The following is a 12,991-nucleotide window of genomic DNA, read 5'->3' on the forward strand; positions in this document are numbered from 1 at the left end:
TAAAAAATCACGTTTTTATTGTGGCTTTTCGCAATTATTCTGCCTTTCCCATTGTTGAATTTTTTCTTGCACGGAAAGTGCGGTAAAAAATTCACCTGTTTTTGGTAAGGCTTTCACACAAATCTGCTGGTTTTCATAAGTAAATTCAAGCTGATAACAATGTAAATAAGTGCGGTCGGATTTTTGCTTATTTCCGCCATAGCGTTCATCACCTAAAATGGGACTTCCTAAACTTTTCATTGCCACTCGTAGCTGATGGGTTCTGCCTGTTTGCGGAAATAACATAAACAGGCGTAAATTGGGTTCACAGCTTAGCGAAGAAAAACGGGTGATGGCAGGATTTTCCTTGCTTTGGCATAATTTCCACGTCCCATTACGCGATTTTTGCATATCCCCGATGATCCGTCCTTGTTTTTTCTTCGGCTTTTCAGTGGATAGCGCCAGATAGGTTTTCGCGATGCGATGACTAGCAAATAACCCAGACAACGTTGCCGCAGCTTGCTTATTCAATGCTAAAATCAACAATCCTGATGTTGCTCTATCTAAGCGATGCACCAGCCAAACTTGGGGTAAATTTAATTGTTGAGCCATTAAGGTGGTTAGACCAACCTCTTGCTCATCTTTATGTACGGAAATGCCACAAGGCTTGTGAATAATGATAAAATCAGCGTGCTGAAAAACAATGTCAAACATTGGCGTTGTGATCTCTGGCATAATTAGACGTTTATAAAAGTGCGGTTAAAAATAAATGAATTTTACTTTTCAACAGATTATAGCATATCTCATCCCTGTTCTGATTTGGATTTTAACGATCTCCATTACAATGCGATTGGTGATTAAAAAACAATCCGTTTCAGCTACCCTTTCTTGGTTGATGATAATTTATCTCGTCCCCGTGGTAGGCATTATCGCCTATTTAGTATTTGGCGAAGTGAAATTAGGGACAAAACGTGCAAAGGCATTTCGTTTACTTGCACCGAAATTTAATCAATGGTTTGGCGATTTTTCACAATGCCCGCAATTAATCAATCACCATAATACTCTGCTTTATCGCCCAATTTTTGACTTAGCTAAAAGTCGCTTAAACATTCCTTGTGTGCTGGGTAATGAACTGCATATTTTAGAGACGCCAGAAAGTATCATAAAAAGCATTATTGATGATATTCATCAAGCCAAACATAGCATCAATATGGTGTTTTATATTTGGTGGAATGGCGGCCTAGTGGAAGACGTGCAACACGCGCTAATTGCCGCACAAAAGCGCGGTGTAACAGTGCGAATATTGCTTGATAGTGTAGGCAGTCGTCAATTTTTGAAAAGTAAACATTGCCGTGAAATGAAAGAAAGTGGCATTGAAATCACTGAAGCGCTACACGTTAATTTACTACGGATGTTTTTTAGTCGTATTGATTTACGCCAACACCGCAAAATTATAGTGATCGATAATCAAATTGCTTATACAGGCAGTATGAATATGGTCGATCCGAAATATTTCAAACAAGACAGCCACGTTGGGCAATGGGTGGATATTATGGTGCGTATTAATGGTGCGGTGTCAGCGGTGCTAAATGGGCTGTATGCGTGGGATTGGCAAATTGAAAGTGATAAAGAAATCCCATTGCAGTTGCCTAATTGCCCTTTATTACCCATAGAGAAGAACAATTCTCACGCCGTACAGATTCTTGCGACAGGCCCGGGATTTCCAGATGACTTAATGGCGCAATCCCTTTCTATTGCGATTTTCTCCGCGCGTAAAAGCATCACGATTACCTCGCCTTATTTTGTGCCAAGCCATAGCATTGCCGAAGCATTACGCATTGCGGCGTTACGCGGTATTGATGTGACGCTAATTCTTCCAAAGAAAAATGATTCTTTAATGGTTAGCTGGGCGAGCCGTACTTTCTTTGAAGATCTTCTTGCTGCTGGAGTAAAAATTTATCAATTTGAACAAGGGCTATTACATACCAAAAGTGTGTTGATTGATAACCGCCTTGTCTTAGTCGGAACGGTAAATATGGATATGCGCAGTTTTATGTTAAATTTTGAAGTCACAATGGTAGTGGAAGATCAAACTTTTGCTAATGAAGTTACCCTCTTGCAAGAAAATTACCGCCAAAGTTCTTCATTATTAACCTATAAAGATTGGGTAAAACGTCCTGTTTATCAACGCGTTATCGAACGTTTATTTTTCTTATTCAGCCCACTTTTATAAGTGCGGTATAAATTTTCAACGTTTTTAAGGATAGTAATGAAAAAACAGCTTACCTTTTATTTCGTCCGCCACGGACGTACCGTTTGGAACGAACAAGGTTTATTACAAGGACAAGGCGATTCACCACTGATCGCCGAAGGCATTGAAGGAGCAATGAAAACAGGCAAACACTTAGCCAATATTCCCTTTGTCGCAGCCTATTCAAGTGTGTTAAAACGCGCGATGGATACCGCAGAATACATTATTGGCGAACGAAATATTCCCTTTTTTCAACATAAAGGCTTAAATGAACATAGCTTTGGTTCTTGGGAAGGGGCATTAGTGAGCCACCTTCGTCAAAACGAAGAATATCAACAAATGACCAAAGATCCCGCCAATTTTCAGGCTAAAAGCAATCGTGGCGAAACCTTCGGCGAATTAGCTAAACGGGCAATGAAAGCCATTGATGAAATTATTCAAGTACATCATTCAGGCAATATTTTGGTGGTTTCTCACGGTCATACACTACATTTATTGCTCGCTTTATTTGACGGCTCAACTTGGCAAAACCACCGTGAAAACCCGCGAGTAACACGCTTGGCAAATACCTCTATTAGCATTGTGCGTTATGAACAAGCTGAAAACGAAAGTGCGGGGCGTTTTGTATTAGAAACGGTGAATAGCACAGAGCATTTGTCGTTATTCAGGTAAAAAAAGAGGAAGGCATTTTATTTTCTTAAATGCCTTTCCCCCACTTCCTTTGTTATTGGCTTCCTTTATTTAAGTATTCGGGCTGTAGTAGATTAACCCTAAATTCCACACCATTTTTACAAGATTTTAAGTTATTCTTTGATGTCCCTAAATTAATCCCAAAACAGCAACTTTTCCTACCGCTCTTCATCCGCATTTTTCCTTATGATGACCACCAAATAACTTTCATCTCGTTCAATTTTATCCTCAAAAATACCATTGGCTTCAAGGGATAAATTATAGCGTATGGTTTTTATAGCCAGTCTTTGGCTGACTATAAATAAAAAAATCTGCATAAATATTTTCACATTTATACAGATTTTTATTTTTGATCAATTAGTATTAAATATTACTCATCAATACTACGCAATAACTCGTTGATTCCTACTTTACCTAAGGTTTTCGCATCAACTTTTTTCACGATTACTGCACAATAGAGATTATATTTACCGCATTTTGAAGGAAGGCTACCTGAAACGACTACAGAACCTGCTGGTACGCGACCGTAATGAATTTCGCCAGTCTCGCGATCATAGATTTTAGTAGATTGACCGATGAATACGCCCATTGAGATTACACAGCCGTCTTCTACGATAACGCCTTCAACCACTTCAGAACGTGCGCCGATAAAGCAGTTGTCGCCGATAATGGTTGGGTTAGCTTGTAATGGCTCTAATACGCCACCGATACCTACACCACCTGAAAGGTGAACATTTTTACCAATTTGCGCACAAGAACCTACGGTTGCCCAAGTATCCACCATTGTACCTTCGCCAACGTAAGCACCAATGTTTACATAAGATGGCATTAATACGGCATTTTTTGCGATATATGCACCTTTACGCACAGTTGCTGAAGGCACAACACGGAAACCTTCTTGTTGGAAACGTGTTTCGTCATAGTCTGCAAATTTAAGGGCGACCTTGTCGTAATATTTGGTTTCTGCACCGTCAATCACTTGGTTGTCGTTAATGCGGAAAGAAAGCAATACCGCTTTTTTTAACCATTGGTGGGTAACCCATTCACCATCAATTTTTTCTGCAACACGGTATTTACCGCTGTCTAAACCTTCAATGACTTCTTCGATAGCCGCACGCGTTTCTGCATCTACCGTTTTAGGAGTGATTTCAGCACGGCGCTCAAACGCTGCTTCAATGATATTTTGCAAATTTGACATATTTTGTTTCCTATTCAAATGTAAAAATTAAAACAAGGTGGTATTTTTATCATATTTCTGCCTAAAACTCACCTGTTATTGTTTGTTTTTCTCTAATACTTAATCTTTAAACAACTAATTTGAGGTATCTAGCTCTTCAAAAGACTTCACTAAATCATCGACTGCTTTCATCTGGCTTACAAAGGCTTCTAATTTTGCTAATGGTAAAGCAGAAGGCCCATCGCATTTGGCATTTTGTGGATCAGGGTGCGCTTCTAGGAATAGACCTGCCAGCCCCACTGCTAGCCCTGAGCGCGCTAATTCTGTCACCTGTGCGCGGCGACCGCTTGATGCAGCCCCAAAAGGATCGCGACATTGTAAAGAATGGGTTACGTCAAAAATCACTGGGCAACCTTTGGAAACGGTCTTCATAACGCTAAAGCCAAGCATATCTACAATAAGATTATCATAACCAAAGTTTGTCCCGCGATCGCAAAGAATCACTTTATCGTTACCACATTCTTCGATTTTCTCTACGATATTTCCCATTTGTCCGGGACTTAAAAATTGGGGCTTTTTCACATTAATTACTGCACCGGTACGCGCCATTGCCTCAACAAGATCCGTTTGGCGAGCCAAAAATGCGGGGAGCTGAATCACATCAACCACTTCGGCGACAGGCTTACATTGATAGATTTCGTGAACATCAGTAATTAATTTAACCCCAAATGTGTCTTTCAATTCTTGGAAAATTTTCAACCCCTCTTCCATTCCCGGTCCACGGTAAGAATGGATTGATGAGCGGTTAGCCTTATCAAAAGAAGCTTTGAATACATAAGGTACGTTTAGTTTTTGGGTTACCTCAACATATTTTTCACACACTGCCATTGCTATATCACGGCTTTCTAACACATTCATTCCACCAAATAAAACAAATGGTTTATTGTTAGCAACTTCAATGTTCCCAATTTTAATGACTTTATTTTGCATAATTTTCTCTAATATATAAATTTAGTGAATTAATTCTTTTGCTGCTTTTTCTTGCGCTTCAATATCTTTCTCAATTAGCGGTAATTGTTCTTTAAACATTATTGAGAAAGAATCATCTGGTCTTTTTTCAACAAATTCTTTAAGATCTTTCAATGCCTCTGAAAGACGCCCAAGTTGCATTTTTAAAATACCACGATCACGAATTTCATCTAAGGTATCTGGATAACGTTCCAATACGTTCTCAACGTAAGTCAATGCTGGTTCGTATCGACTTTCTCGCATTAAGGAATTTTTCGCTAATTGCCCATAACGAAATTCTAATTCTTCTTCATCTTGCTCACCGAATAGGGGGACAGAAAATTCCACATCATCACCATAATGAAGCTTACAAATATATTCAATATATTTTTCTGAAGATTCTCTTCCTGTCCAAGGATCAAAATAAAGGTGCTTTCCATTAACATCCGCTTTAAGCATAATATTGACTGGAAATTCCATTGCATAAATCGGTAAGGCTAATTTTTCAGCGAGATACAATAAAATACCACCGACAGAAATAGCAACCCCACGGCGATTTGTTAAAACATCGGGTAGATAATAATTAGAATGATCAAAAGAATTATTAGAATCAATCAAAAAGCCCCAATCAACATAAATTAAATCGATCAACTTTCTAATTTTTGCTTCATCGTCTTTCTCTTGCTCAATGGTTTCTCTTGCTTGAGTTAAAAAACCATTCATAATTGAATGAATATTTCCTAGCTCGCGTTGCCCATCATTCCCTGTAAGCACATAAAAATTAAGCATTTCATTATAAATTGCATTGCGATTTGTATTCATCAATCATTCCCTCTTGTATTTAATTGAGCTAATGTTATACGTTCGTGTTGGTGATAATCCTTACGAGAAATAACGTTATGCCACAAATTCTTTTGAAAAAAAGACCGCACTTTTTCTCCTTGCTGCCAACCGTGTTCCAATAACAACCAGCCTTGTGGTTTTAGATGCGTTGGTGCATTAATAATAATGTGCCGTAAATCTGCATACCCCTGTTCTTTAGCGACTAAAGCAGTCAATGGCTCGAATCGCACATCGCCCAACTGCAAATGCGGATCATCTTTATCAATATAAGGCGGATTACTTACAATGATGTCAAAACGCTGATCTTGTAAATTTTCAAACCAATTGCTTTGATAAAAAAGAATATTATCAACATCATTACGTTTTGCATTGTCTTGCGCTAAGTTTACCGCATTATCAATCAGATCAACACCCACAACCGAAACTTTAAATGATTTTTTCGATCTAGATCGCAATTCTTGTGCAAGCGCTATTGCAATTGCCCCTGTACCTGTGCCTAAATCTAATATTTTCAGTTCTTCTCCAAACTGAGCTGATGAAATACGTTCTTCCGCACAAATTAACGCATTTTCTACTAAAATTTCCGTATCTGCTCTTGGAATAAGCGTATCTTCAGAGACCCTTAGATCAAGCGTCCAAAAAGGCTGCTGACCAAGAATATAAGCCATTGGCTCACAACTTACACGGCGTTGCAATAGTTTTTCAAGCTGCGCTAATTCTTGTGCTGAAAGTATGGTTTCGGAAAAGGCTAAAAGAGACGAACGAGAACGTCCGGTGACAAATTGTAATAATAGGTTAGCATCCACCTTGGGGTTAATAAAAGGATCTGTCTTTTTATTCCCCATCAGTTGCGTTTCTGCCCAAACGAGCCAATCTGCATAATTCATTCGGTTATTCTCAATCTCATTGATACAGTAAATTAAAATAAAAAATAAATTGAATTTATTATTTGAATTTACTTTATGTTAAAGCTTAAAAAAGAAAAAAGAAAGGACTGATTTCTTATAAAAATCAGTCCTTTAATAGGATTAAGTGGTTAGTTATGCTCAGATTTGTCTGAATTTTCCACCGCACTTTGATTTTGTGTAGGTGCAGTTTGTTCAGCATTTTTTTCTGAACTAGCTTTACCGCTGTCACTCCAACCTGAAGGTGGGGTAACTGGCTCACGATTCATCAGCTGTTTAATCTGCTCTTCTTCAATGGTCTCATATTTTACTAACGCATCTTTCATTGCGTGTAAAATATCCATATTGTCAATTAATAACTGTCTTGCACGATCGTAGTTTCGAGTAACAATAGCACGAACCTCTTCATCAATAACATGTGCCGTTTCATCTGACATATGTTTTGCTTTTGCCATTGAACGCCCTAAGAACACTTCACCTTCATCTTCAGAATAAAGAATTGGCCCTAATTTATCGGAAAAGCCCCATTGGGTTACCATATTACGCGCAATATTCGTGGCAACTTTAATGTCATTCGATGCGCCAGTAGAAATATTTTCTTCACCGTAAATTAACTCTTCCGCCAAACGTCCTGCATAAAGGGTGGAAAGTTTACTTTCTAACTGTTTCTGGCTAATGCTGACTTGATCTCCTTCTGGTAAAAAGAAGGTTACCCCTAAAGCACGTCCACGCGGAATAATGGTCACTTTATGCACGGGATCGTGTTCTGGTACAAGATAGCCCACAATGGCGTGTCCTGCTTCGTGATAAGCAGTCGATTCTTTCTGCTTATCGGTCATAATCATTGTGCGACGTTCAGGCCCCATATTGATTTTGTCTTTTGCTTTTTCAAACTCAAGCATTGAAACCAATGGCTTGTTCATTCGGGCAGCAAATAATGCGGCTTCATTAACAAGGTTCGCCAAGTCTGCACCTGAATAACCTGGTGTACCACGCGCGAGCGTCATTGCATTCACATCTGGGGCAACGGGTACTTTACGCATATGCACTTTTAAGATTTGCTCACGCCCTAAAACATCTGGCAAGCCCACCACTACTTGGCGGTCAAAACGCCCCGGGCGAGTTAACGCGGGATCAAGCACATCAGGACGGTTGGTTGCGGCGATCACAATCACTCCTTCATTACCTTCAAACCCATCCATTTCCACTAACATTTGGTTAAGGGTTTGCTCACGCTCATCATGTCCGCCACCAAGACCAGCACCACGTTGGCGACCTACGGCATCAATTTCATCAATAAAGATCAGGCAAGGTGCATTTTTCTTCGCTTGTTCAAACATATCACGCACACGAGAAGCCCCTACCCCAACAAACATTTCTACGAAGTCAGAACCTGAAATAGTAAAAAATGGCACTTTCGCTTCACCGGCAATGGCTTTAGCTAATAAAGTTTTACCTGTTCCTGGTGGGCCAACCATTAAAATCCCTTTTGGAATTTTACCGCCCAACTTTTGGAATTTACTTGGATCACGCAAGAAATCCACAATTTCGCCTACTTCTTCTTTGGCTTCATCGCAACCTGCAACATCTGCAAAGGTGGTTTTAATTTGCTCTTTTGTCAGCATTTTGGCACGGCTTTTTCCAAAGCTCATTGCTTTACCGCCACCACCTTGCATTTGTCGCATAAAGAAGAACCACACGCCAACAAGCAGTAGCATTGGGAACCAAGAAATCAAAATTTGTGCTAAAAAGCCACGTTTTTCTGGCAATGTTCCTTCTACTTTCACCTTTTTATTTAATAAATCATTGAGTAATTTATCATCATAAATTGGCATTACTGTTGAATATTTAGAACCATCTGATTTGGTAACCTGCAATTCATTATCATCAAATCTCACTTGACGAACTTGATCATTGCCTACATCAGTAATAAATGTGGTGTAATCAGTCATATTACTGCTTGAACCACCGCTAAAGCCCTGATATGCAGACATCATAACGACTGCAATAACAATCCATAGGACTAAGTTTTTGACCATATCTTTCAAGGTTTGACCTCGTTTTTCTAAGTTAATAATTTGTTACAAGATTACTACATTCATTCCAAAATGAGAAGTTATTGAATTTATAGTTAATATTTGTAACCCGTTGCCACAATATACACCTCGCGAGAGCGTCCGCGAGATGCTTCAGGTTTACGTACTTTAACAACGCTGAAAAGAGAACGAATCTCTTTTAAGTATTCATCAAAGCCCTCACCTTGGAAAACCTTTACAACGAAACTGCCTTTATGTGCCAACACTTGTTTGCACATATCTAAAGCCAGCTCGACTAAATACATTGCACGCGGAATATCTACTGATGGCATTCCGCTAAAATTAGGTGCCATATCAGACATCACTACATCTACTTTTGCTTCGCCAACTCGTTCAAGCAAGGCATTAAGCACATTCTCTTCACGAAAATCCCCTTGCAAGAAATCAACCCCGACAATAGGATCCATCTCTAAAATATCACAAGCAATGACTCGACCTTTACCGCCAATTTGACTCACCACATACTGAGACCACCCTCCAGGAGCGGCACCTAAATCCACGACGGTCATTCCGTGCTTAAAAAGACGATCTGTTTGTTGAATTTCATCAAGCTTAAAATAAGCTCGCGAACGCAACTTCTGCTTATGTGCCTTTTGGACAAATGGATCTTTAAAATGCTCATTTAACCAACGCGTTGAACTTGCTGAACGTTTTTTCTTTCCCATAATTTCTTAATTTTTGTGGTAGTTTCGTCAATATAAGGTTAAAATTTCCCAGTTCAAGGTGGTATTAGGAATTTCTCCATAAAAAACACCGCACTTTATAAACATAGGATTAAATTAATGCAGTTATCAACAAAACAAAAACAATTTTTAAAAGGGCTTGCACACCACTTAAGCCCTGTCGTTATGCTAGGTGGAAATGGCTTAACCGAAGGGGTTATCGCTGAAATTGATAATGCCCTCAATCATCACGAATTAATTAAAGTGAAAATTGCAGGAGCTGATCGCGAAACCAAACAACTGATTATCGATGCGATTGTCAGAGAAACGCAAGCTGCTGCGGTGCAAACTATCGGTCATATCCTTGTGCTTTATCGCCCAAGCGAAGAACATAAAATTTCCTTACCTAAAAAATAAGTAAAATGGGGCGTATTAAAACGCCCTCTTTTTATTTATATTCCACTTCAATAATATCAAACTCAACCGTTCCACCGGGAGTGGTAATAGTTACGCTATCGTCCACTTCTTTGCCAATTAAGCCACGAGCAATCGGTGAATTTACTGAAATCAAGCCTTGTTTAATATCCGCTTCATCGTCCCCCACGATTTGATAGGTTACTTCTTCCTCAGTATTCACATTCACTAACACGACCGTTGCACCAAAGATAACTTTGCCGTTATTTGGCATTTTGGTTACATCAATGATTTGACTATTCGCCAACTTTCCTTCAATTTCTTGAATACGCCCTTCACAAAAACCTTGTTGCTCGCGTGCCGCGTGATATTCCGCGTTTTCTTTTAAATCACCGTGTTCACGCGCTTCTGCAATGGCTTTAATGATTTCGGGACGGCGAGTATTTTTTAAAAAGTCCAATTCTTCTCTTAATTGTGCTGCACCGCGTACAGTCATTGGAATTTGTTGCATTGCTAAATCCTTATTCCTTTTTTAGTCAAAAATAAAACCACGGCAAAGCAATACTTTGCCGTAGCTCAAAAAATAATTTTAATGCAAATCGCATTATTACATCATTTATGCGAGAAATAATTTTACTCTCGCGAGATCCAGCACTATTATTGTGTTTCTGAAAAAAAATAGCAACCATCGCGATTATTTATGTACAAATTATCATCAAAATTATGGACTTTTGCATTAGGAATTTCCTTCGTTTTACCCCCCTCACTGAGCGCCGCTAAAGTGGACGTTGAAGAACTTCGTACACAACTTCCTACGGGAACAAGCCTTTCGTTCGTGGCGAAAAACTTAAAAACGCAAGAAATTCTCACCGCACTTAATCCACAAATCTTTATGCTCCCTGCAAGTACACAAAAAGTGTTTACTGCACTCTCTGCCAAACTGAGCCTTGGCGATGAATTTCATTTTGAAACGAGTTTATTACGAGACGGCAATATTGAAAATGGTGAGTTACAAGGTAACTTAATCATTAAATTCACTGGTGACCCTGATTTAACCAGCGATCAACTCTATCAGTTGCTTGTCCAATTAAAGCAACAAGGTATTCAACGCATCAAAGGGGATCTCATTTTAGATACGGCGGTATTTACTGGACACGACCGTGGCTTAGGTTGGATTTGGAACGACTTATCAATGTGCTTTAATTCACCACCAGCCGCTGTGAACATCAATCACAACTGTTTTTATGTAGATCTTGACGCTAACCTACCTACGGGCGAATTGGTGAAATTCAACGTGCCTACACAATATCCCGTTCAAGTATTTGGACAAGTTCGTGTCGCAAGCAAAGAAGAAGCACCTTATTGTCAGCTTGATGCGATACTACACGATAATAATCGCTATCAAATTAAAGGCTGCTTAGCGCGTCAAGCCAAACCTTTTGCACTCAGTTTTGCCGTGCAAGATCCTAATGCTTATGCCGCGGCAATTATTCAACACCAATTAAACCGCCTTGGCATTTCGTTTAACGGCAACATCCAACAACCTCACACAACCCAGCAAGGACAAATTTTAGCACAACATTTTTCTAAGCCATTGCCGGAACTGATCAAAAAAATGATGAAAAAATCGGACAACCAAATTGCCGATGCCCTATTTCGCACTATTGGTTATCACTATTACAAACGTCCTGCTTCATTTCAACTTTCCGCCAAAGCAATGCGCCAAATTTTGCAAACTAACGCAGGCATAAAATTTGATAATAGCATTATCGCCGATGGCTCAGGGCTTTCTCGTCACAACCTGATCTCTGCCAATATTATGCTGCAAGCCCTTGAATATATTGCAAATAACGAAGCACAATTGCATTTATTAGACAGCTTTCCCATTGCCGGGGTAGATGGTACACTAAGCGGACGCGGTTCAATGATTGCCCCACCTCTTGCGCAAAATATTTCGGCTAAAACAGGCGCATTAAAAGGGGTTTATAATCTGGCTGGCTTTATGCAAAATAGCAAAGGACAACGCATTGCATTCGTACAATTTATCAACGGCTATTCCACGGGCGATCTGGAAAATAAAACGAAACGCGCACCCTTAGTGCGTTTTGAAAATGCCCTATACAGCCAACTTTATGAGGATTAGACAATGAAATTACAGCATATTTACCTATACCCCATCAAATCAACACAAAGCTATGAAGTGGCGCAAGCGGTAGTTCAACCGCAAGGGCTTAATTTTGACCGCACCTTTATGCTTACCGAACCAGACGGCACCTTTATCACCGCACGCAAAGAGGCGGAACTTTATCATTTCCACGCGTTGCCGACACCGCTTGGCTTATATATTCAACATAAAGACGGTTCAGCAATTCAAGTTCAATATACGGATTTTCAACAAAGCCAAGCCTGTGAAGTGTGGGGGAATGAATTTAACTCGTTGCTTGCACCACAAGAAATTAATCAATGGTTTAGCGAGAAAATCGGTCGTGCTGTGCAACTGCGCTGGACAGGCGAACACACGCAACGCACAATCAAACGCTACCCCGATCAACCGCTCTCTTTTGCAGACGGCTACCCACTTTTACTCACAACTACCGCCTCATTTAATGCCTTACAGCAAGCTTGCCCAAGCCCAATTTTACCCCTTCAATTCCGCCCAAATGTAATCATTGATGGCATCATCCCCTTTGAAGAACAACAATGGGCTGAAATTCAAATTGGTGAAGTCAAATTCTTACACAGTAAACCTTGCGAACGCTGTGTGCTTACCACACGTAACCCAATCACTAACCAAACAGATCCTAAAATGGAACCTTTCCGCACACTGAAAAAACTTAACCGCAACGAACAAGGCGCACCACTTTTCGGTATTAATTTAATTCCATTAAATACTGGCGTTATTCGCGTGAATGATCAAGTGAACATTTTGGCATTGAAATAAATTGAAATAAAAAAGTGCGGTGGTT

General features: G+C 39.7%; 14 protein-coding genes. 5 read left to right on the plus strand and 9 right to left on the minus strand.

The features are described from left to right. Positions 1–15: 15 nt before the first annotated feature. Positions 16–714: a TIGR01621 family pseudouridine synthase gene (locus tag L5B83_RS08080; protein WP_265778104.1), complete on the minus strand. Its 699-nt coding sequence runs from the start codon at positions 712–714 to the stop codon at positions 16–18. A gap of 34 nt (positions 715–748) precedes the next feature. On the opposite strand from L5B83_RS08080, the gene cls reads away from it, so the two are divergent. Further along, complete coding sequence (cls, locus tag L5B83_RS08085; RefSeq protein ID WP_250350260.1) at positions 749–2,212, plus strand: cardiolipin synthase; 1,464 nt, start codon at positions 749–751, stop codon at positions 2,210–2,212. Positions 2,213–2,248: 36 nt separating this feature from the next. Continuing rightward, positions 2,249–2,902, plus strand: a complete 654-nt coding sequence (locus L5B83_RS08090) for a histidine phosphatase family protein (RefSeq protein WP_265778105.1) — start codon at positions 2,249–2,251, stop codon at positions 2,900–2,902. Between the two features lie 176 nt (positions 2,903–3,078). Here L5B83_RS08090 and L5B83_RS08095 read toward each other — a convergent pair whose 3' ends face one another. The 7 genes from L5B83_RS08095 to rlmE form a co-directional block, all read right to left on the minus strand. Next, positions 3,079–3,237 (minus strand): hypothetical protein, encoded by a 159-nt coding sequence (locus tag L5B83_RS08095; RefSeq protein ID WP_265778106.1) that lies wholly within the window; start codon positions 3,235–3,237, stop codon positions 3,079–3,081. Between the two features lie 53 nt (positions 3,238–3,290). After that, positions 3,291–4,118, minus strand: a complete 828-nt coding sequence (gene dapD, locus L5B83_RS08100) for a 2,3,4,5-tetrahydropyridine-2,6-dicarboxylate N-succinyltransferase (RefSeq protein ID WP_265778107.1) — start codon at positions 4,116–4,118, stop codon at positions 3,291–3,293. 114 nt (positions 4,119–4,232) lie between these two features. After that, positions 4,233–5,087, minus strand: a complete 855-nt coding sequence (kdsA, locus tag L5B83_RS08105) for a 3-deoxy-8-phosphooctulonate synthase (RefSeq protein WP_265778108.1) — start codon at positions 5,085–5,087, stop codon at positions 4,233–4,235. A 21-nt stretch (positions 5,088–5,108) separates the two neighbouring features. Further along, entirely contained in the window at positions 5,109–5,927 is an 819-nt protein-coding gene (locus L5B83_RS08110; protein ID WP_250350190.1) for a SirB1 family protein, read from the minus strand. Further along, positions 5,927–6,835: a peptide chain release factor N(5)-glutamine methyltransferase gene (gene prmC / locus L5B83_RS08115; RefSeq protein ID WP_265778109.1), complete on the minus strand. Its 909-nt coding sequence runs from the start codon at positions 6,833–6,835 to the stop codon at positions 5,927–5,929. The genes L5B83_RS08110 and prmC overlap by 1 nt, the downstream gene beginning before the upstream one ends. A 149-nt stretch (positions 6,836–6,984) precedes the next feature. Further along, positions 6,985–8,892 carry an ATP-dependent zinc metalloprotease FtsH gene (gene ftsH, locus L5B83_RS08120; protein ID WP_265778407.1) on the minus strand — a complete coding sequence of 636 codons (1,908 nt, stop codon included), beginning with the start codon at positions 8,890–8,892 and terminating at the stop codon, positions 6,985–6,987. Positions 8,893–8,984: 92 nt separating this feature from the next. Next, positions 8,985–9,614: a 23S rRNA (uridine(2552)-2'-O)-methyltransferase RlmE gene (gene rlmE, locus L5B83_RS08125; RefSeq protein ID WP_250350188.1), complete on the minus strand. Its 630-nt coding sequence runs from the start codon at positions 9,612–9,614 to the stop codon at positions 8,985–8,987. A 117-nt stretch (positions 9,615–9,731) separates the two neighbouring features. On the opposite strand from rlmE, the gene yhbY reads away from it, so the two are divergent. Continuing rightward, complete coding sequence (gene yhbY / locus L5B83_RS08130) at positions 9,732–10,028, plus strand: ribosome assembly RNA-binding protein YhbY (RefSeq protein WP_103852935.1); 297 nt, start codon at positions 9,732–9,734, stop codon at positions 10,026–10,028. 31 nt (positions 10,029–10,059) lie between these two features. Here yhbY and greA read toward each other — a convergent pair whose 3' ends face one another. Further along, entirely contained in the window at positions 10,060–10,536 is a 477-nt protein-coding gene (greA, locus tag L5B83_RS08135) for a transcription elongation factor GreA (RefSeq protein ID WP_265761879.1), read from the minus strand. Positions 10,537–10,725: 189 nt separating this feature from the next. On the opposite strand from greA, the gene dacB reads away from it, so the two are divergent. Both dacB and L5B83_RS08145 read left to right on the plus strand, forming a co-directional pair. Then, positions 10,726–12,168, plus strand: a complete 1,443-nt coding sequence (gene dacB / locus L5B83_RS08140; protein ID WP_265778110.1) for a serine-type D-Ala-D-Ala carboxypeptidase — start codon at positions 10,726–10,728, stop codon at positions 12,166–12,168. Positions 12,169–12,171: 3 nt separating this feature from the next. After that, on the plus strand, positions 12,172–12,966 hold the full coding sequence (locus L5B83_RS08145) for an MOSC domain-containing protein (protein WP_265778111.1): 795 nt from the start codon (positions 12,172–12,174) through the stop codon (positions 12,964–12,966). Positions 12,967–12,991 lie beyond the last annotated feature (25 nt).

The sequence above is a fragment of the Avibacterium sp. 21-599 genome, assembly GCF_026226765.1.
Lineage (GTDB): Bacteria > Pseudomonadota > Gammaproteobacteria > Enterobacterales > Pasteurellaceae > Avibacterium.